This window comes from Noviherbaspirillum aridicola (genome assembly GCF_019656455.1).
Classification (GTDB): Bacteria; Pseudomonadota; Gammaproteobacteria; order Burkholderiales; family Burkholderiaceae_D; genus Noviherbaspirillum; species Noviherbaspirillum aridicola.
In genome coordinates, this window is record NZ_BPMK01000013.1 from 49,218 (window position 1) to 69,442 (window position 20,225).

General features: G+C 66.4%; 20 protein-coding genes. 11 read left to right on the plus strand and 9 right to left on the minus strand.

The window, feature by feature from the left end; all coding sequences use genetic code 11:
- Positions 1-2: 2 nt before the first annotated feature.
- The 4 genes from thiS to thiE are packed head-to-tail and all read left to right on the plus strand — an operon-like array spanning position 3 to position 2,400.
- Complete coding sequence (gene thiS / locus NCCP691_RS14890; protein WP_220809341.1) at positions 3-203, plus strand: sulfur carrier protein ThiS; 201 nt, start codon at positions 3-5, stop codon at positions 201-203.
- A gap of 15 nt (positions 204-218) precedes the next feature.
- The gene (locus NCCP691_RS14895; protein WP_220809342.1) at positions 219-1,007 is read left to right on the plus strand and encodes a thiazole synthase; all 789 of its coding nucleotides are present in this window, start codon (positions 219-221) and stop codon (positions 1,005-1,007) included.
- On the plus strand, positions 1,004-1,792 hold the full coding sequence (thiD, locus tag NCCP691_RS14900; protein WP_220809343.1) for a bifunctional hydroxymethylpyrimidine kinase/phosphomethylpyrimidine kinase: 789 nt from the start codon (positions 1,004-1,006) through the stop codon (positions 1,790-1,792). Before NCCP691_RS14895 ends, thiD begins: the two co-directional genes overlap by 4 nt.
- Entirely contained in the window at positions 1,789-2,400 is a 612-nt protein-coding gene (gene thiE, locus NCCP691_RS14905; protein ID WP_220809344.1) for a thiamine phosphate synthase, read from the plus strand. The genes thiD and thiE overlap by 4 nt, the downstream gene beginning before the upstream one ends.
- 11 nt (positions 2,401-2,411) lie before the next feature.
- On the opposite strand, the gene NCCP691_RS14910 is transcribed toward thiE, so the two are convergent.
- On the minus strand, positions 2,412-3,305 hold the full coding sequence (locus NCCP691_RS14910) for a LysR family transcriptional regulator (protein WP_220809345.1): 894 nt from the start codon (positions 3,303-3,305) through the stop codon (positions 2,412-2,414).
- A 124-nt stretch (positions 3,306-3,429) separates the two neighbouring features.
- Between NCCP691_RS14910 and NCCP691_RS14915 the strand changes: the two genes are divergently transcribed.
- Entirely contained in the window at positions 3,430-3,807 is a 378-nt protein-coding gene (locus tag NCCP691_RS14915) for a cupin domain-containing protein (protein ID WP_220809346.1), read from the plus strand.
- Positions 3,808-3,878: 71 nt separating this feature from the next.
- Entirely contained in the window at positions 3,879-6,164 is a 2,286-nt protein-coding gene (locus tag NCCP691_RS14920; protein ID WP_220809347.1) for a UvrD-helicase domain-containing protein, read from the plus strand.
- Between the two features lie 408 nt (positions 6,165-6,572).
- Here NCCP691_RS14920 and NCCP691_RS14925 read toward each other — a convergent pair whose 3' ends face one another.
- The 5 genes from NCCP691_RS14925 to NCCP691_RS14945 form a co-directional block, all read right to left on the minus strand.
- Positions 6,573-7,796 (minus strand): HD-GYP domain-containing protein, encoded by a 1,224-nt coding sequence (locus NCCP691_RS14925; RefSeq protein ID WP_220809348.1) that lies wholly within the window; start codon positions 7,794-7,796, stop codon positions 6,573-6,575.
- Positions 7,797-7,867: 71 nt separating this feature from the next.
- Positions 7,868-8,665 carry a BPSS1780 family membrane protein gene (locus NCCP691_RS14930; protein WP_220809349.1) on the minus strand — a complete coding sequence of 266 codons (798 nt, stop codon included), beginning with the start codon at positions 8,663-8,665 and terminating at the stop codon, positions 7,868-7,870.
- A 2-nt stretch (positions 8,666-8,667) separates the two neighbouring features.
- The gene (locus NCCP691_RS14935) at positions 8,668-9,624 is read right to left on the minus strand and encodes a homoserine kinase (protein WP_220809350.1); all 957 of its coding nucleotides are present in this window, start codon (positions 9,622-9,624) and stop codon (positions 8,668-8,670) included.
- Positions 9,625-9,651: 27 nt separating this feature from the next.
- Positions 9,652-10,086 (minus strand): DUF2782 domain-containing protein, encoded by a 435-nt coding sequence (locus NCCP691_RS14940; RefSeq protein ID WP_220809351.1) that lies wholly within the window; start codon positions 10,084-10,086, stop codon positions 9,652-9,654.
- Positions 10,087-10,197: 111 nt separating this feature from the next.
- Positions 10,198-10,938 (minus strand): LOG family protein, encoded by a 741-nt coding sequence (locus NCCP691_RS14945; RefSeq protein WP_220809352.1) that lies wholly within the window; start codon positions 10,936-10,938, stop codon positions 10,198-10,200.
- On the opposite strand from NCCP691_RS14945, the gene polA reads away from it, so the two are divergent.
- The 3 genes from polA (at position 10,939) to NCCP691_RS14960 (ending at position 15,651) form a co-directional block, all read left to right on the plus strand.
- The gene (polA, locus tag NCCP691_RS14950) at positions 10,939-13,692 is read left to right on the plus strand and encodes a DNA polymerase I (protein ID WP_220809353.1); all 2,754 of its coding nucleotides are present in this window, start codon (positions 10,939-10,941) and stop codon (positions 13,690-13,692) included. It abuts the gene before it with no gap.
- Positions 13,693-13,827: 135 nt separating this feature from the next.
- Positions 13,828-14,712: a dienelactone hydrolase family protein gene (locus NCCP691_RS14955; RefSeq protein WP_220809354.1), complete on the plus strand. Its 885-nt coding sequence runs from the start codon at positions 13,828-13,830 to the stop codon at positions 14,710-14,712.
- A 255-nt stretch (positions 14,713-14,967) separates the two neighbouring features.
- Positions 14,968-15,651, plus strand: a complete 684-nt coding sequence (locus NCCP691_RS14960; protein WP_238482456.1) for a ZIP family metal transporter — start codon at positions 14,968-14,970, stop codon at positions 15,649-15,651.
- 6 nt (positions 15,652-15,657) lie between these two features.
- On the opposite strand, the gene NCCP691_RS14965 is transcribed toward NCCP691_RS14960, so the two are convergent.
- The 3 genes from NCCP691_RS14965 to NCCP691_RS14975 form a co-directional block, all read right to left on the minus strand.
- The gene (locus tag NCCP691_RS14965) at positions 15,658-16,512 is read right to left on the minus strand and encodes a sulfurtransferase (protein ID WP_220809355.1); all 855 of its coding nucleotides are present in this window, start codon (positions 16,510-16,512) and stop codon (positions 15,658-15,660) included.
- Position 16,513: 1 nt separating this feature from the next.
- Positions 16,514-17,443 carry a DMT family transporter gene (locus NCCP691_RS14970; RefSeq protein ID WP_220809356.1) on the minus strand — a complete coding sequence of 310 codons (930 nt, stop codon included), beginning with the start codon at positions 17,441-17,443 and terminating at the stop codon, positions 16,514-16,516.
- A 124-nt stretch (positions 17,444-17,567) separates the two neighbouring features.
- Entirely contained in the window at positions 17,568-18,668 is a 1,101-nt protein-coding gene (locus NCCP691_RS14975) for an aromatic ring-hydroxylating oxygenase subunit alpha (RefSeq protein WP_220809357.1), read from the minus strand.
- A 406-nt stretch (positions 18,669-19,074) separates the two neighbouring features.
- Between NCCP691_RS14975 and NCCP691_RS14980 the strand changes: the two genes are divergently transcribed.
- Both NCCP691_RS14980 and NCCP691_RS14985 read left to right on the plus strand, forming a co-directional pair.
- Positions 19,075-19,329 carry an exodeoxyribonuclease VII small subunit gene (locus NCCP691_RS14980; protein WP_220809358.1) on the plus strand — a complete coding sequence of 85 codons (255 nt, stop codon included), beginning with the start codon at positions 19,075-19,077 and terminating at the stop codon, positions 19,327-19,329.
- Positions 19,326-20,225 (plus strand): polyprenyl synthetase family protein, encoded by a 900-nt coding sequence (locus NCCP691_RS14985; protein ID WP_220809359.1) that lies wholly within the window; start codon positions 19,326-19,328, stop codon positions 20,223-20,225. Before NCCP691_RS14980 ends, NCCP691_RS14985 begins: the two co-directional genes overlap by 4 nt.

Sequence of the window (20,225 nt, forward strand, 5' to 3'; positions counted from 1 at the left end):
CCATGGAGATCGAACTCAACGGCGCGCCGCACGCGCTGCCGGGCCAGACCGATGTGCAGGCGCTGCTCGCCTCGCTCGACCTGCTCGGCAAGTCGCTGGCGGTGGCGATCAACCGCGAAGTGGTGCCGAGGAGCGCCTGGCCGCAGCGGCTGCTGCAGCCGGGCGACCGGGTCGACATCGTGCGCGCCATCGGCGGCGGATGACATATGGAGAATGCAATGCAGAATCAGGAACAGGGACTGACCATCGCCGGCAAGACCTATCGCTCGCGCCTGCTGGTGGGCAGCGGCAAATACCGCGACCTGGAACAGACACGGGAAGCGACCGAAGCCAGCGGCGCCGACATCATCACGGTGGCGATCCGGCGCGTGAACATCGGGCAGGACCCGAACGCGCCGAGCCTGCTCGACGTAGTGCCGCCGACGAAGTACACCATCCTGCCCAACACCGCGGGCTGCTACAACGCCAAGGATGCGGTCTACACGCTGCAGCTGGCGCGCGAACTGCTCGGCGGCCACAAGCTGGTCAAGCTGGAAGTGCTGGGCGATGAAAAAACGCTGTTTCCCAACATGCCCGAAACCCTCAAGGCGGCCGAGACGCTGGTCAGGGACGGCTTCGACGTGATGGTCTATTGCAGCGACGACCCGATACAGGCACGCATGCTGGAAGAGATCGGCTGCGTCGCCGTCATGCCGCTGGCCTCGCTGATCGGTTCCGGCATGGGCATCCTCAATCCCTGGAACCTGTCGCTGATCATCGAGCAGGCGAAAGTCCCGGTGCTGGTCGATGCCGGCGTGGGCACCGCTTCCGACGCGGCGATCGCGATGGAACTCGGCTGCGACGGCGTGCTGATGAACAGCGCCATCGCCGGCGCGCGCGATCCGGTGCGCATGGCACGCGCGATGAAGCTGGCGGTGGAAGCGGGACGCGAAGCCTTCCTCGCCGGCCGCATGCCGAGGAAGTTCGCGGCGTCGCCGTCGTCGCCGATGGCCGGCAGGGCGACGTGAACCCTCCCTGCGTGCTCGTGTTCGCCGGTGCCGACCCGAGCGGCGGCGCCGGCATCCAGGCCGACGTCCAGGCGATCACCGCGCTCGGCGCGCATCCGCTGCCGGTGATCACCGTGCTGACGGTGCAGGACAATAACCGCGTGCATGGCATCCACCCGGTCGACGCCGCGCTCGTGCTGGCGCAGGCGAAGGCCCTGGTCGACACCGTGGCGGTCGCGGCGGTCAAGATCGGCATCGTCGGCAGTCTTGCCAACGCCGGCGCGATCGCGGAGATCCTGCGCGCCCTTCGCCAGCGGCAGCCGCAGCTGCCGGTGGTGCTCGACCCGGTGCTGGCCAGCGGGCACGGCGACCGCCTGTCGCAGGACAGTCCCGCCGCCATCGTCTCGACGCTGCTGCCGCTGGCGACCGTCGTCACGCCCAACCTGCCGGAAGCCGCCGCCCTGTGCGGCGACGGCACGCCGGAGGAGCAGGCGGCCAGACTGCTGCGCGACTGTCCGCATGTACTGATCAAGGGCGGTCACGGCACCGGCACGGAAGTCGTCAACCGCTGGTTCAGCGCGGCCGAGGAACAGGCATGGCGCTGGCCGCGTCTGCCCGGCGAATTCCACGGCAGCGGCTGCACGCTCGCCTCGGCGATCGCGGCCCGCCTCGCGCAGGGCCGGGCCATGGCCGATGCGCTCTCGTCGGGCCAGGACTATTGTCAGCAGGCGCTGGCCTCGGCTTACCTCATCGCGCCCGGCCAGCGCATGCCCCGGCGCGGCATCAGAACGGAGAATCAAGCATGAAAGGTCTGTATCTCGTCACCCCCGACTGGGACGACACCGAACAACTCGTAGCCGTCAGCGAGGCCGCGTTGCGCGGCGGCGCCGCGCTGCTGCAGTACCGGCACAAGACCGCGTCGCCGCAACTGCGCAGGGAGCAGGCCGCCCGGCTGCAGGCGCTTTGCCGGCAGTACCGCGTGCCCTTCATCATCAATGACTTCGTCGATCTCTGCCTCGAACTCGACGCGGACGGCATACACGTCGGCGGCACCGACATGGGCATCGCGCAGACCCGGGCCAGCGTGGGGCCGGGCAAGATCGTCGGCGCGTCCTGCTATGGCAGCATGGACCTGGCGCGCGCGGCGCACGGGGCCGGCGCCAGCTACGTCGCTTTCGGCGGCTTTTATCCGTCGCGGGTGAAGAAATACGAGGTGACGACGCCGCCGGCGATCGTCGCCGAGGCAAAGCGCACGCTGCCGCTGCCGGTGGTCGTGATCGGCGGCATGACGGCGGAGAATGCGCGGCCGCTGGTGGAGCAGGGGACGGACATGGTGGCCGCCATCAGCAGCGTCTACATGGCGGACGATCCGGAGCACGCCGCGCGCGCGTTCGGCAGCCTGTTTCCCGGCTGAGCGTCAGGCTGTCAGGCCGTCTCCGGCAATGCCGCGAGGGCGTCGATCAAGACCCGCAGCCGCGCCGGCATCAGCCGGTTGCCCGGCCAGATGAGATTGATCGGCAGCGGCGGCGGGCGAAAGGACGGCAGCAACTCCACCAGCGTGCCGGCGGCGAGTTCGCGGCTGACCATGTAGCTCGGCACCTGGATCAGCCCGCTGCCGTGACAGGCGGCGGCCACCATGCCCTCGCCGTCGTCGACCAGCATCCGATAGGGTGGATGCAAATCTTCCTGGCGTCCGGCGATCGCGAATTGCAGCGGCCGCTCACGCCCCGAGGTCGGACGGCGGAATACGACGAATGAATGCCGCGACAGCTGCGAGGGATGGCGCGGCGTGCCGTGTCGCGCCAGATAGTCCGGGCTGCCGCACAGGGCCAGATGCTGCCAGCCGATGCGCCGGCTCGCCAGGCGCGAATCCGCAAGCGGCATGATGCGGATCGCCGCGTCCAGGCCGTCGCGGATCGGATCGCACAACTGGTCCGACAGGCGGACATCCGCCGTCAGGCCGGGATGCCGCTGCAGCAAATCCGCCAGCACCGGTATCACCACCCGCTTGCCATAGGTGATCGGCACATTGATCCGCAATTCTCCGCGCGCCTCCCCGGCCGCGCCGCCGGCGAGGTTCTCCAGCTCGTCGATGTCCGCCAGAAGTTTTTCGCAGCGGGCATAGAGCACTTCTCCGTCGGAGGTCAGCGTCACCTGCCGGGTGGTGCGGTGAAACAGCCGCACGCCGAGCTGCCGTTCGAGACGGCCGATGCGCTTTGCCACCGTGGAGGCGGCGAGAGCGAGTTCGCGGCCCGCCTGCGCGAAGCTGCGGTGGCGGGCGACATGGGCGAAGGCAAGATACTGGATGAAACCGCTCATGATGATTGAGGAAGTTTTTTCCTCAATGTTACGACATTGGCGGCTATTCAAAATGCCTGGCGGCTTGTCGATACTGCATGCCGAGGCGTCACCCGGCGCACGACAACAGAGACAGGAGACCATCATGTATGTATTCCCGACCCCGCAACCCGAGCCCGCCGGCCTGCCCGGCATCCGTCACGCCACGCTGGCCGCCGTGCCGCACGGCCTGCAACGCATCGCGATCTGGCGCCAGTCGCTGGCGGCCGGCGCCGCCACCCCGCCGCACCGGCACGACTGCGAGGAAGTGGTGCTTTGCAGCGCGGGCCGCGGCACGCTGGAGATCGATGGCGAAAAGCATGCATTCGGCCCCGGCAGCACGCTCGTCATTCCGCCCGACGTGCCGCACCAGATCGTCAACAGCGGCGACGAAGCGGTCGAACTGCTCGCCGTCTTCAGCACCGCCTTCGTCGACGCGCGCTGGCCCGACGGCGCGAGCATCGCCTTGCCCTGGCAGGCCTGAATCGCGGATTGCAGCGGCGCAAGCGGCAGATACCGGCGCAGCGGACACTCCCGCGCGGCTATAATCTGCCGATGCAGAATCTCCTCCACAACCTCAATCCCGAGCAGCTTGCCGCCGTCACGCTTCCCGCCCAGAACGCCCTGATCCTCGCCGGCGCGGGCTCGGGCAAGACGCGGGTGCTCACCACCCGCATCGCCTGGCTGATCCAGACGCAGCAGGTTTCGCCCGCCGGCATCCTCGCCGTCACCTTCACCAACAAGGCGGCCAAGGAAATGCTCGCACGCCTGTCGGCGATGTTGCCGATCAATACCCGCGGCATGTGGATCGGCACTTTCCACGGCCTGTGCAACCGGCTGCTGCGCGCGCATTACCGCGACGCCGGCCTGCCGCAGACCTTCCAGATTCTCGACTCGGCCGACCAGCTCTCCGCGATCAAGCGCCTGCTCAAGTCGCTCAACGTCGACGACGAGAAGTACCCGCCGCGCAACCTGATGTACTTCATCAACAACGCCAAGGAAGAGGGCCTGCGCGCGCATGAGGTGGAAGCCTACGACGACTTCAACCGCCGCTTCGTCGAGCTGTACCAGGCTTATGACGATCAGTGCCAGCGCGAGGGCGTGGTCGATTTCGCCGAGCTGCTGCTGCGCTGCTATGAACTCCTGTCGCGCAACCAGCCGCTGCGCGAGCATTACCAGGGCCGCTTCCGCCACATCCTGGTGGACGAGTTCCAGGACACCAACAACCTGCAGTACAAGTGGCTCAAGCTGCTCGCCGGCGATCACAACGCGGTGTTCGCGGTGGGCGACGACGACCAGAGCATCTATGCGTTCCGCGGCGCCAACGTCGGCAACATGAGCGCCTTCGAGCGCGAGTTCCGGGTGCAGAACCTGATCAAGCTGGAACAGAACTACCGCTCGCACGGCCACATCCTCGACAGCGCCAACACGCTCATCGCCAACAACCGCAACCGCCTCGGCAAGAACCTGCGCACCGACGCCGGCCACGGCGAGCAGGTGCGCGTGTACGAAGCCACCAGCGACCTGCAGGAAGCGCAGTGGATCATCGAGGAATCCAAGAGCCTGATCAGCGAGGGCTGGTCGCGCAGCGAGATCGCGATTCTCTATCGGTCCAACGCGCAGTCGCGCGTGATCGAGCATGCGCTGTTCACCGCCGGCATTCCCTACCGCGTCTACGGCGGCCAGCGCTTCTTCGAGCGCGCCGAGATCAAGCATGCGATCGCGTATCTGCAGCTGATGGACAATCCGCACAACGACTCGGCCTTCCTGCGCGTGGTGAACTTCCCCGCCCGCGGCATCGGCGCGCGTTCGCTCGAGCAGCTGCAGGATGCGGCCCGCCAGCACGGGCTATCGCTGTATGCCGCCGTTCCGCATGTCGCGGGCAAGGCCGGCACCTCGCTCGGCGCCTTCGTCAAGCTGGTCGAGGCGATGCGCTTTGAAACCCAGAACCTGCCGCTGCAGGAGATGGTGAAGGTCATGCTCGAAATGAGCGGCCTGATTCCGCATTACCAGACCGAGAAGGAAGGCGCCGACCGCATCGAGAACCTGGAGCAGCTGGTGAGCGCGGCAATGCTGTTCGTGTCGGAGGAAGGCTTCGGCATCGACACCCCGGCATTCCTCGGCCCGAAGACCCAGGCGGTGGCCGGCGCGCCCCTGCTCGTCAGCGAAGACGGCACCGAGGTGCTCGACGCCGACGCCCCGCTGCCGGCGGTGATGTCGCCGCTGTCGGCCTTCCTCTCGCATGCCTCGCTCGAAGCCGGCGACAACCAGGCGCAGGCCGGACAGGATGCGCTGCAGCTGATGACGGTGCACTCGGCGAAAGGCCTGGAGTTCGAAGCGGTGTTCATCACCGGACTCGAGGAAGGGCTGTTCCCGCATGAGAACAGCGCCAAGGAAGAGGGCGGCCTGGAGGAAGAGCGCCGCCTGATGTATGTGGCGATCACCCGCGCCCGCAAGCGGCTCTACCTGAGCTTTTCGCAGACCCGCATGCTGCACGGCCAGACGCGCTACAACATGAAGTCGCGCTTCTTCGACGAGTTGCCGGAAGAGTCGCTGAAGTGGCTGTCGCCCAAGGTGCAGCAGCACAACTGGTTCGGATCGCCGCGCAAGTCGGCCTGGGATGACGCGCCGGAGTCGGGCGCCAATACCATCGCCCAGAGCTTCGCCCGCAAGGATCTCGGCTGGCGGATCGGCGAGAGCGTGTCCCATCAGCGCTTCGGCGAAGGCGTGATCGTCAACATCGAGGGCAGCGGCGCGAATTGCCGTGCGCAGATCAACTTCGGCAAGCACGGGATGAAGCTGCTCGACCTGAATGTGGCGAAGCTGGAGCGGGTCGGGTGAGCAGCGGTGGCGCGCGAACGAGGCAGGGCCGGCGTCCCTGCCGGCCCAAAGGGCGTGCGTCCGGAGAGTCGTTAATGCGCAGGATGCGCGGCGCGGGTTGTGCGAGCGCCGCTGTGCCGGCACGGAGGCCGGCCCCACTCAAGCTGAGTCAGTAGGGCCGGCGTCCCTGCCGGCCCAAACCATGTGCGCCCGGAGAGTGGTTGATGCGCGGGATGCGTGGCGCGGCGCGGGTTGTGCGAACGCCGCTGTGCCGGCACGGAGGCCGGCCCCACTCAAGCTGAGTCGGTAGGGCCGGCGTCCCTGCCGGCCCAAAGGGCGTGCGTCCGGAGAGTGGTTGATGCGCACGATGCACGGCGCGATGGAGGTTGCACGACCCCGCCGGCCGGTATCGCCGGCGCAGCGCAAGCGCTACGCCGCCAGCCCGAAAAATTTCATCGGCTCCACCCGCCACTTCTCGGGCGACTCGTGACTGAGGATGCGGTCGCCGCCTCCCATCCCGAGAGGCTTCGACAAATCCAGGTCGAGCGGCTTGATATAGGTATTGGATTTCGTGCTGAAGAAGGCTCTGACCTTCGGCGCCAGCAGATTCGTTTCATGCGGCTCGATGACGACCGCCAGCCGTCCCGATTCCAGCAGCACCAGCGTCCCCGCCGGATAGATGCCGACGCAGCGGATGAAGGCCTGCACCTGCTGCGGGTGGAAATGGAACTTGCTCCATTCATGCATCTTGCGCAGCGCTTCCGCCGCCGGCATGCCCTTGTGATAGCAGCGGTCGGCGGTGATCGCGTCGTAGACATCGACGATGGCGGCCATTTGCGCGAAGGTGCTGATGGCCTCGCCCGGCAGCTTGTCGGGATAGCCGCTGCCGTCCATGCGCTCATGATGGTGCAGCGTGATGTCCAGCGGCACCGGACCGACGCCGGGTGTCTTCAGCAGGATCTCGTAGCCGTCGCGCGGGTGGCGGCGGATGATGTCGAATTCTTCATCGGTGAGCCGGCCCGGCTTGTTCAGGATGTGGTCCGGCACCAGCGCCTTGCCGGTGTCGTGCAGCAGGCCGCCGAGTCCCGCCTGTCGCGTGTCCTCGGCGCTCATGCCGAGCGAGCGGCAGAACGCGACCAGCAGCGTGCAGACGCTGACCGAATGCAGGAAGGTGTAGTCGTCCTTGTTCTTGATCCGCAGCAGGCCGGTGAGCGCGCCCGGATTGCGCAGGATGGACGCAGTGATCGATTCCACCACCGGCTCCACCTGGTCCAGCTCGACCGCCTTGCCGAGCCGCGCGTCGGCCATCACGTTGCGCACCAGCTGGTGGGCCTGGTTCTTGACCTGCGCCGCGCGCTCGATCTCTTCCGCGACGGACACGCGCACCGGCGCCGCCGGCTGCTGGGTCGCGATGCGGTGCAGCTCGCGCTCGATATCGGTCCTGACTTCTTCCGCGGTGGGCGCGTTGGCGTCGAGGCCCCTGTCGGTGTCGATGTAAAGCTCGCGGATGCCGGCGTCGATCACCTTGCGAATTTCATCGTCCGAACTGATCAGCAGGCGGTTGCGCATGAATGGATGCTCCATCCAGTCGCAGTTGAAGTCGTGCACATACATGCCGACCCTGAGCTGCGCAATGCCGATTTTTTTGATCATGACTCCTCCGCCCCGTGCCGTCCCGCGTTCTGCCAGACCGTCTAAAGTTGATTTGCGTCAAGTATAGGACATCACCGCCCGGCACCGCCAATTTGTTCCGGCTGACCGTCGCCGTAGGGGCGGCCGAACATCTGGGTATAGGTGGGATAGAAGGAGCAGTACATCACCACGGTCAGGATCAGCGACAGCGGCAGCAGCACCAGCATCACCACCAGCGGCCGCGCCAGCAGCAGCGCGATGATGCTGGTGACTACCGCAGGCAGGATCACGCCCACCAGCACCCAGGCCAGGCCGTAGACGACAAAGGCGCGGCCGGCGCGCTTGACCGCGAAAAAGCTGTAGAAGACCGCCTTGCCGACGCCCATCCGGTGCCACACGATCAGCGGCGCGGCATGCCAGAAGGCCATCGCGAAAGGCGTCCAGGCGAGCGCGGCCAGCATCATCGCGCCGGACATGTTGGAGTTGCGCACGGTTTCCTCGTCCACCTGCCGGCTGCCGCTCATCACCTGCCAGAACACCCCGTCGTCGACCAGCGCGGAGGCGCCGACCGCCGCCACCGCGCCGGCGATATACAGTGCGCCGAGCAGCAGCAGCCGGCGGAAGGCCGGCGTGCGGAAGCCGGTCAGCAGCACCGTCGGATAGACTTTCTTTCCCTGTTCGATCAGCGCGCAGGCCTGCATGAAGCTCATCGAGAACACCGGGATCAGCAGGATGGGCAGGATCTGGCCGAGCAGCGGCAGGATGCCGATCGCAAGCATCAGGAACATGTAGGCCAGGAATACCGTGGACATCTCCGCCGGCTGCTTGCGGAACAGCGCAAAGCCCTGCTTGACCCAGAGCCATCCGGCCCTTGCCTCGATCTTTTCCATGGTCAGAACAGCGGCGGCGCCGGCCGGGCGATGCGCTCGCGCAGCACGCGTTCGAAATGCGCGGGATCGTGCGGCGTGAGCATTTCGGCTTCGCGCGGCAGGTGGTAGTCATACAGCCGCGACAGCCAGAAACGCAGCGCGCCGGCGCGCAGCATGGTCTGCCACGCAGTGCGCTCGGCCTCGCTGAAGGGGCGCACCGCGTGATAGGCGTCGAGCAGGGCGCGCACGCGGGCTTCGTCGAGCACGCCGCTGTCGAGGTCGATGCACCAGTCGTTGACCGTGACGGCCACGTCGAAGATCCAGGTGTCGCAGCCGGCGAAATAAAAGTCGAAGAAGCCGGTCAGCCGCTCGCCGTCGAACATCACGTTGTTGCGGAACAGGTCGGCGTGGATCGGGCCCTGCGGCAGCTCGCGGTAGACCGCGCTGGCGGCGAAGGCTTCCTGGTGATGGATCTCGGTCGACAGCAGGTGCGCGTTGGCCTCGGACAGGAAGGGCAGTACCCGCGGCGCGGTCGCGTGCCACCAGTCGAGTCCGCGCAGGTTGGGCTGGCGGATGCCGAAGTCCTGGCCGGCCATGTGCATCCTGGCCAGCATGGCGCCGACCGCCGCGCAGTGCGCCGGCCCGGGCGACAGCTGCGAGCTGCCGTCGAGCTTGCTGACGATGGCGGCCGGCTTGCCATGCAGCGCATGCAGGATCTCGCCGTCGCGGTTGGGCACCGGCGCCGGCACCAGCACGCCGCGGTCGGCGAGATGCCGCATCAGGTGCAGATAGAACGGCAGCTGCTCGAAACCGAGCACTTCGAAGATCGTCAGCACATATTCGCCCGCCTCGGTGGTGAGGAAGAAGTTGCTGTTTTCGATGCCGGACGAAATGCCCCTGAGCGCGAGGACGCGGCCAAGGTCGAACTGTTCGATCCAGTCTGTCAGGTCATCCAGGCTGACCGGGGTGAATACTGCCATGTGCGAGGAATCCGGATGGGTATGGGCTTATTTCTTTTGCGGCGCGGGCGGCGGAGGCACCTCGGCCGCTTCGCGCGCCGCGGCTTCTTCCTGCGGGTCGCGCTGCGGCGTCAGGTCGAAGGTCTTGACCTCCCACTGCGGCGCGCGCGCGCCGTTGCTCTGGGCGTCGCCCGGCAGGGCGCTGCCGGCCTGGTCGTTCGGCCGCAGGTAGTAGGTGCTGCCGCCGGTGCTGACCTTGACTTCGGTGACCTTGCCGCCGGGCGCGCGCTTCTCGGTGGTGGTGGTGCGCTCCTGTTCCGGCTTGCGGATCGTGACCGCCGGCTCTTCGCCTTCTTCCAGCTTCTCCAGTTGGGGCGGCGGCGGTGCGTCGTTACCTCCTCGCTGTTGGGCCGCAACCGGCAGGGAAATTGCATAAGCGGCAATGCATGCCGCCGCGAGCGTAGGGAGGGTGAGGGAGCGCATGATGATGTTCTTCTGTTGTGAGTCCGCCGGCGCGCCTTTCGCGATGTCGCGCGCCATGGCGCTCATTTTAGCAAACCGCACACGCCGCAAACCCTCCGGCCGCCGCCCGCACTACAAATACGCGCCGGTTTGCTTGTTGCTGTCGGCGCTGAGCAACTCCGCGTTGGCTTCATAGAACGCGAAGATCGCTTCCACCACATTGGCCGGCTCATCGATCAGCTGCACCAGGTTCATGTCCTCGGGCGCGATCATGCCTTCCGCGACGAGGCGCTCGCGCATCCAGTCCAGCAGGCCGCGCCAGAAGGACGTGCCCACCAGGATGATCGGAATGCGGCGCGTCTTGCGCGTCTGGATCAGCGTCAGCGCTTCGAAGAATTCATCCAGCGTGCCGAATCCGCCGGGCAGGACCACGTAGGCATCCGCGTATTTGACGAAGGCAACCTTGCGCGCGAAGAAGTGGCGGAAGCTCACCGAGATGTTCTGCCAGGCGTTGCTGACCTGTTCATGCGGCAGTTCGATGTTGAGGCCCACCGAGGCCGACTTGCCTTCGAACGCGCCCTTGTTGGCCGCTTCCATGATGCCCGGGCCGCCGCCGGAGATGACCGCCAGTCCTTCGTCGGACAGACGGCGGGCGATGTCGAGGCAGGTCTGATAGTAGGGATGGTCCGGCTTGATGCGGGCGGAGCCGAAGATGGATACCGCCGGGCGCAGCTCGGACAGGCGTTCGGTCGACTCGATAAACTCTGCCATAATCGTGAGCATATGCCACGACTCGCGCGCCTTTTTCGCGGTCGCGCGTTCCAGGTCTGCCACCTGCCGCAGCCGCGGTACGTTTTTTCCTTTTGACACCATATGAACAAAACCCTGTTGTTAGTGGACGGCTCCAGCTACCTCTATCGCGCCTTCCATGCGATGCCCGACCTGCGCAACGCGGAAGGTGCGCCGACCGGGGCCATCTACGGCATGATCAACATGCTGCGCAGGCTGCGCAATGACTATCCGGCAGCATACCTTGCGTGCGTATTCGATGCAAAAGGCAAGACCTTCCGCGACGACATCTACCCCGAATACAAGGCGCACCGGCCGCCCATGCCGGAAGACCTGGCGCGCCAGGTCGAGCCCATCCACGAGGCGGTGCGCGCGCTCGGCTGGCCGATCCTGATGGTCGACGGCGTCGAGGCCGACGACGTGATCGGCACGCTCGCGCGGCAGGCGGTCGAGCACGGCATGGAAGCCGTGGTCTCCACCGGCGACAAGGACATGGCGCAGCTGGTCAACGACCACGTCACGCTGATCAACACCATGTCCAACGAAAAGCTCGACCGCGCCGGCGTGATCGAGAAGTTCGGCGTGCCGCCGGAGCGCATCATCGACTACCTGACCCTGATCGGCGACACCGTCGACAACGTGCCCGGCGTGGCCAAGGTCGGACCCAAGACCGCGGTCAAGTGGCTGACCCAGTACGGTTCGCTCGACAACATCATCGAAAAGGCAGGCGAGATCGGCGGCGCGGTCGGCGAAAACCTGCGCAAGGCGCTCGACTGGCTGCCCACCGGCCGCAAGCTGATCACCATCCGCCAGGACTGCGACCTGGTGGCGCACATGGTGTCGATACCCGAGTCGCTGGTGGCCAGGCCGATGGACAAGGAGGCGATGGTCGACTTCTTCAAGCGCTACGGTTTCAAGACCTGGCTGCGCGAGCTTGCCGGCGATGCCGCCGTGGCCGCGCCGGCGCCGAAGACCGAATCGCAGGGCGGGCTGTTCGACGCGCCGGCGGCGCAGGCACCGGCCGCGCCCGTCGCCACCGAATACGAGACCGTGCTGACCGACGAACAGCTCGACCGCTGGCTGCGCGAGATCGACGCCGCGCCGCTGACCGCGCTCGACACCGAAACCACGTCGCTCGAGCCCATGCGCGCGCAGCTGGTCGGCATCTCGCTCAGCTGCACGCCCGGGCGCGCGGCCTATATCCCCGTCGCCCACCGCTATCCGGACGCCCCGCAGCAGCTGTCGCGCGAGCACGTGCTGGAAAAGCTGCGCGGCTGGCTGGAGAATCCGGACAAGCCCAAGCTCGGCCAAAACCTGAAGTACGACAGCCATGTGTTCGCCAACCACGGCGTCAACCTGCGCGGCATCGTGCACGACACGCTGCTGCAGTCCTATGTGTTCGAGTCCCATCGCAGCCACGACATGGACAGCCTGGCGCTGCGCCATCTGAACCGCAGGACGGTCAGCTACGAAGAAGTGTGCGGCAAGGGCGCCTCGCAGATCTGTTTCGACGAGGTGGCGCTGGATCGCGCGACGGAATACGCGGCGGAAGATGCGGACGTTACGCTGCAGCTGCACCAGGCGATGTGGCCGCAGGTGGCGGGCAACCCCGGCCTGACCTTCGTCTATGAAAAGATCGAAGTGCCGACGGCCGTGGTGCTGCAGAAGATCGAGCGCAACGGCGTGCTGGTCGATACCGCGCTGCTGGCGACGCAGTCGCATGAACTCGGCACCCGCATGCTGGAGATCGAGAAGCAGGCCTATGAGCTGGCCGGGCAGCCATTCAATCTGAACTCGCCCAAGCAGATCGGCGAGATCTTCTTCGACCGGCTGAAGCTGCCGGTCGTGAAGAAAACCCCGAGCGGCACCCCGTCCACCGACGAGGAAGTGCTGCAGAAGCTGGCGGAGGACTATCCGCTGCCGAAGCTGCTGCTCGACTACCGGGGCCTGTCCAAGCTCAAGTCCACCTATACCGACAAGCTGCCGAGGATGGTCAACCCGGACACCGGCCGGGTGCACACCAATTACGCGCAGGCGGTGGCGGTGACCGGCCGCCTCGCCTCCAACGATCCCAACCTGCAGAACATCCCGGTGCGCACCGCCGAGGGCCGGCGCATCCGCGAAGCCTTCATCGCGCCGCCGGGAAGCGTGATCGTGTCGGCCGACTATTCGCAGATCGAACTGCGCATCATGGCCCACATCTCGGGCGATGAAAACCTGCTGCGCGCCTTCGCCGAGGGCGAGGATGTGCACCGGGCGACCGCCGCCGAAATCTTCGGCGTGGCGCCGGCGGACGTCGACAACGAACAGCGGCGCTATGCGAAGGTGATCAACTTCGGTCTCATCTACGGCATGAGCGCTTTCGGCCTGGCGAGCAATCTCGGCATCGAGCGTTCCGCCGCGCAGATGTACATCGACAAATACTTCCAGCGCTATCCGGGCGTGGCGCAGTACATGGCCGACACCCGCACCCAGGCCAAGGCGCACGGCTACGTGGAAACGGTGTTCGGCCGCCGCCTGTGGCTGCCCGAGATCAATTCGCCCAACGGCCCGCGCCGGCAGGGCGCCGAGCGCGCCGCCATCAACGCGCCGATGCAGGGTACGGCGGCCGACCTGATCAAGCTGTCGATGATCGCCGTGCAGGACTGGCTGGAGCGCGAGCAGATGGCCACGCGCATGGTCATGCAGGTGCATGACGAACTGGTGTTCGAAGTGCCCGAGGCGGAGCTCGACAGGGTGCGCGAGACGCTGCCGGGATTGATGCGCGGCGTGGGCCAGCTCAGGGTGCCGCTGATCGCCGAAGTGGGCGTCGGCCGCAACTGGGAGGAAGCGCACTGAAGACGCCTCGATGGCGCTTTCACGGTGCTTTCGCGGTGCATTCAGGGCCCGCGCGCGGGCCCGCTCGCGCTTTTGCAAACTCTGCTATGTTACGAATCCGCTGTTGTGTATTGAACCACTCTTGGGGAGGAATGCATGCTGATAGCAAAGGAAGATTTCGATAGTCTCGTGGGCAGGTCGGCGCTGGCCGACGGCGTCGATCGACGCGGCTTCATCAAGACCGCGCTCGGCACCGGTTTCGCCGCCGCGGTGCTGCCGGTGGCCGCGCAGAACGTGATCAGGACCGATACGACCGGCCTGTCCGCGGGCGAGACCAGCATCAATGTCGGCGGCCAGCAGGTGCCGCTGTACTACGCCCGGCCGGAGGGCAAGAAGAACGTGCCGGTGGTGCTGGTGATCTCCGAAATCTTCGGCGTGCACGAGCATATCGCCGACGTCGCGCGCCGCTTCGCCAAACTCGGCTACCTCGCGCTGGCGCCGGACCTGTTCGAGCGCCAGGGCGACCCGACCAAGTACACCAGCATCCCCGAGCTGATGAAGGAGATCATCGCCAGGACGCCGGATGCGCAGGTGATGGGCGACCTCGATGCCTGCGTCGCCTGGGCCAAGGCCAACGGCGGCGACACCAGCAAGCTCGGCATCACCGGCTTCTGCTGGGGCGGCCGCATCACCTGGCTGTATTCGGCCCATAACCCGGCGGTCAGGGCCGGCGTCGCCTGGTACGGGCGCCTGGTCGGCGACAAGACCGAGCTCACGCCGCGCCACCCGGTCGATATCGCCGCCAGCCTGAAGACCCCGGTGCTCGGCCTGTATGCCGGCAAGGACGCCGGGATTCCGCTCGATTCGGTGGAAAAGATGAAGGCCGAACTCGCAAAGGGATCGAGCAAGTCCGAGTTCATCGTCTTCCCCAATGCCGGCCATGCCTTCCATGCCGACTACCGTCCGAGCTACGTCGCCGCCGACGCGGAAGAGGGCTGGAAGCGCTGCGTCGAATGGTTCAGGCGCCATCTCGAGGCCTGATCCTTCCGCGTTTGCCTGCATCGCATCCCGGCGTTCGCGCCGGGATTTTTCTTGGGCGCTCCGCCTGCCGGCCTCGCGCCTGGACGGTTTGGTTTGCCGAAAGCGCCGGTCTGTGCTTTAATTTGCAACTTTGTTGCATTTGACCCGGAGCCTGCCATCGACACCGCGCTGCTTTCCATCCTGTTCGCGACCACGGTTGCTGGTGCGCTGAGCATTTCAGCCGCGGCCATCCTGTCGTTCTCGCTGCTGTCGCGCATGGTGGAGCGCATGGTCAGCCTGTCGGTCGGCATCCTGCTGGCGACGTCGCTGCTGCATGCGCTGCCCGAGGCATTCGAGTCCGAGGCCGACGCCCATACGCTGTTCGCCATCCTGCTCGCCGGCCTGCTCGGCTTTTTCCTGCTGGAGAAGCTCGCGATCCTGCGCCACTCGCATCACTATGAAGGCGACGGCCACGGCCACGAGCACGGACACGACAAGCACGAGGCGGGCAGGGCAGGCTGGATGATCCTGGTCGGCGACGGCCTGCACAACTTCACCGACGGCATCCTGATCGCCGCCGCCTTTCTCGCCGACCCGCATCTCGGCCTGATCACCGCGCTGGCGATCATCGCGCATGAAATCCCGCAGGAGATCGGCGACTTCATCATCCTGCTCAACGCCGGCTTCAGCCGCGCGCGCGCCTATGCCTACAACCTGGCCTGCAGCATGATGGGCGTGGTCGGCGGCGTGGTGGGCTATCTGACGCTGGATGAGGCCACGCAGTGGATCCCGTACGTGCTGGTGTTTGCCTCATCCGGCTTCATCTACATCGCGGTCAGCGACCTGATGCCGCAGATGCAGCGTCGGGCGACGCTGCGGGATACGGTGCCGCAGGTGATCTTCATCGCGGTCGGCGTCGGCATCGTGCTGTTCCTGACAGGGATGACGCACGGCCACTGACCGGACTCACGCGCCGGTTGCCACCGGCCTTGCGGGATCGGCGCACCACTCGCTCCACGATCCCGGATACAGCGCCGCCCCGGGCATCCCCGCCACTTCCATCGCCAGCAGGTTGTGGCAGGCGGTGACGCCCGAGCCGCACTGCGCGATGACCGCGCCGCCCTCCGGCGCCAGCGCGGACAGCTCCGCCCTGAGCTGCTCCGCCGGCTTGAATCGTCCGTCCGCCTGCAGGTTGTCCTTGAAAAAGCGGTTCTTCGCGCCGGGGATGTGGCCGCCGACAGGATCGAGGGTTTCGTTCTCGCCGCGGAAGCGGTCGGGGGCGCGGGCGTCGAGGATGACGCGGGTCGGGCGGGCGATGTTGTCGAGGACCTGTCGCGCATCGACCGTCTCCACCAGGGAAGGGTGCAGGCCGATGGCGCCGCGCGGTGGCCGCGGCAGCTCCGTGCTCAGCGGCAGGCCGAGCGCCTGCCAGGCGGGCAGGCCGCCGTCCAGCACCGCCACCGCTTCGTGACCGACCCAGCGCAGCATCCACCACAGCCGGGCCGCGAACATGCCGCCCTGTGCGTCATACGCCACCACCTGCGTATCGTCGCCGACGCCCCAGTCGCGCAGCGTGTCAATGAAGGCCTCGCGCGCCGGCAGCGGATGGCGCCCGCGAAAGCCGCCGTCCGGTGCCGGGCGCTTGTCGGAAAGCGCGCGGTCCAGATGCGCGAAGCGGGCGCCGGGCAGGTGAGCCGCCTCGTAGGCCAGCAGGCCGGCGTCGGGGCTGGCGAGATCATGCCGGCAGTCGATGACGGCCCAGTCCGGGTCGGAAAGACGGGCGGCGAGTTCCTGTGCGGAGATCAGCGTGGTGTAGCGCATGTCATACCTCGGTGGCGATCGGATCGTTGGCTTTGGCGACGGTGGGCCGCGCCGGCGGCGCGCCCCGGGTATTGTAGTAGGTGGCGACGCTGCCGCTGACGAGAATGATCGCCATGCCGAGCCAGCTGGTCCAGCCGAGCACATCGTCCCAGAGCAGGATGCCCCAGATGCTGGCGAAGATGATGCCGCTGTACTGCAGGTTGGCCGTCACCAGCGCCTTGCCTAACCGGTAGGCGCGCGTCATCGCGACCTGGGCGATGGTTGCGGTCAGGCCGATCGCCAGCAGCAGCAATATCCCGCGCAGGCCGTGCGAGCCGACCAGCAGCACGGCGCGCCCGTTGCCTTCGAACAGCGTGCCTGCGGCACCCGCCAGCACCCCGGTGAGCGAGAAGTAGAACACCACCCGGTATTCGGGTTCGCCCAGCTGGCCGAGCCGGCGCACCGCGAGATAGGCGAAGGCCGAGAGAAAGCCCGAACCCAGTCCCACCAGGCCGGCGAACCATTGCGCCGCATCGAAGGACGGGCGCAGCAGCAGGGTGACGCCGGCGAAGCTGCAGGCGATGGCCAGCGCCAGGCCCCAGTCGAGCGCACGTTCGCGCCGGCGCAGTCCCGCCACCAGCAGGATGCCCGCCATCCAGACCGGCGCCATGTAATTGAGCGTCATGCCGGTCGCGATCGGCAGGCGGCTGATCGCATAGAACCACATCCACAGCGCCGTGACGCCGACCGCGCCGCGCCACAGGTGCGCTTTCCAGTGGATGGTGCGCAGGCTGCCGCGGCGCGCCACCACCACGCCGGTCAGAAACAGCACGCCGACGATATTGCGGTACATGACGATCTCGGAAGTCGAGTAGATGTCCGAGGCGAGCTTGACGCACACGCCCATGATCGAAAACAGGAAGGCGGCGAACAGCATCCAGAGAGATTGCATACGGCGGGGACGGCGGGATGTCGGAGGGGAAGCCGACGATGATAACCGGGATCGGCGATGTCGGCAGGGCAGGGACGGGCTGCTAAAAAAAACGGGCAGCCTGGGCTGCCCGTCTTCGCTCGCATCACAATGCGATGCGCTTGCGGTACCACTCGTGGAAATGCTGCATGCCGTCTTCCATCGGCGACTGGTACGGCCCGACCTCGCTGACGCCGCGGTCGAGCAGGATGCGGCGGCCGGCATCCATGCGCGCGCCGATCTCGTCGTCCTCGACGCAGGTCTCCATGTAGGCCTCGCGCTCGGCTTCCACGAACTCGCGCTCGAACAGCACGATTTCTTCCGGATAGTAGAACTCGACCACGTTGGTGGTCTTGTTGGTGCCGTTGGGCCAGACGGTGGACACCACCAGCACGTGCGGATACCACTCGACCATGATGTTCGGATACAGCGTCAGCCAGATCGCGCCGAACGGCGGCGGCTCGCCGTTGCGGAACTTGAGCACCTGTTCCTGCCACTTCTTGTACTTCGGCGAGCCGTAGCGCGACAGCGCGTGATTGACGCCGACCGTCTGCACGCTGTAGTTCTCGCCGAACTCCCAGCGCAGGTCGTCGCAGGTCACGAAATTGCCGAGGCCCGGGTGGAAGGGTTCGACGTGATAGTCCTCGAGATAGACTTCGATGAACGTCTTCCAGTTGTAGTCGCAGTCATGGACTTCCACGTGGTCCAGCATGTAGCCGCTGAAATCCAGGTCCTTCGTCACCGACAGGCCCGACATCAGGCGGGCGACATCGACGCCGTTCTGCTCGAACAGCAGGCCGTTCCACGACTGCAGCGGAGTGCGGGTCAGGTTCATGCAGGGCGTGTCGGCGAAATGCGGCGCGCCGATCAGTTCGCCCTTCAGGTCGTAGGTCCAGCGATGCAGCGGGCAGACGATGTTCTTCGCATTGCCGCGGCCGTCGAGCATCTTGGCCTGGCGATGGCGGCAGACGTTCGACATCAGTTCGATGCCCTGCTGGCCGCGCACCAGCATGCGGCCTTCGTTTTCCCATGGCAGCGTCGCGTAGTCGCCGGCATTGGGCACCATCAGTTCATGCCCGACGTAGCGGGGCCCTTGGTGGAAGAGTTGTTTGATTTCCTTTTGCAGCAGCGCGTCGTCGAAATAGACGCCCACGGGAAGTTGCGCGTCGGAACGCGCCAGCTTGGCAAGTTGTGCCAGATCGGACATCCCCACCCCCAAATTAATTTGCACCAACCTAAGAGAGAAAGAATCCGCAAAAACCAGTATTCAAAAAGATGAAACGGAAATTTTGGACAGAACCGGGGATTATACCCCGAGAGTTGCTTCAGAGCCTATCTCGGGGGCCGTCGCGCGGCAGCGGGATATAAGGCATGGAGGACATGTCAGATCGTTGGATGAGGGAGCGGCGCATGAAAAGCGGACCGGTCGGGGCAATATACCCGAAACGCGGCGAACGGGGGCCCGCAGCGGGTTGCCATTTTTCCAACCGGGCTTGAGCCGGCTCAGAGAGCGGGTGCTTTTTTCATGCCCCGGACGACCGCCGGGTTTCTGACGCTCAACCGGGAATACGGATTGTTCTAAAATAGCGCGCTAAACTTCACGATCCCCCACTATGTCAAAGAAACTTGTGACCGCGGAACAGCCGGCATCCTTCGAGGAAGCGATGGCTGAACTGGAAAAGCTGGTCGCGCAGATGGAAGCAGGCGAGCTGCCGCTGGAAGCTTCGGTTGCCGCCTACAAGCGGGGTTCCGAGCTGGTCAGGTTCTGCAGCGCGCAGCTCGACAAGGTAGAAAACCAGGTCAAGGTGCTGGAAGGCGACATGCTCAAGCCTTTCGCCGCCGATGGCGCGGCAGGGGCGGACGAATGAGCGGGCCGCTGGCGTTCGGCGACTGGATGAAGTCGGTCCAGTCGGCGATGGAGCACGCGCTCGACGTCTTCCTGCCGGCCGCGGAAGCGGCGCCGGTCCGGCTGCACAAGGCCATGCGCTACGCGGTGCTCGACGGCGGCAAGCGGGTCCGCCCGCTGCTGGTCTTCGCCGCCGGCGACCTGTTCGGCGCGGAGGCTTCGACGCTCTCGCGCGCGGCCGCCGCGGTGGAAATGATCCACGCCTATTCGCTGGTGCATGACGACATGCCCTGCATGGATGACGACGCGCTGCGGCGCGGCAAGCCGACGGTGCACGTGGAATTCGATGAGGCGACGGCGCTGCTGGTGGGCGATGCGCTGCAGTCGCAGGCCTTCCAGGTCCTGTCCGAGGGCGAGAGCCTGGACGACCCGCAGCGCAAGCTGGAGATGGTGCGCCTGCTGGCGCGCGCCGCCGGGGCCGGCGGCATGTGCGGCGGCCAGGCGATCGATCTCGCCAGCGTGGGCATGACGCTGGCGCTGGCCGAACTGGAGCGCATGCATCAGCTCAAGACCGGTGCGCTGCTGCGCGCCTCGGTGCTGCTCGGCGCGCTCGCCGGCAAGCGCCTGGAGGCGGCGGAAAGCGACGCGCTGGAAGCCTATGCGAAAGCCGTCGGCCTCGCCTTCCAGGTGGTCGACGACGTGCTGGATGCGACCGCCGATTCGGCGACGCTGGGCAAGACCGCCGGCAAGGACGCGGCGGACAATAAACCGACCTATGTCTCGATACTCGGCCTGGCCGAGTCGCAGGCGCTGGCGGAAAAACTGCGGCAGGACGCGCATCGTGCGCTCATGCCGTTCGGAGACAAGGCACGCAGGCTGCGCGAGATCGCGGACCTGGTGGTGCAACGGAAAGCCTGA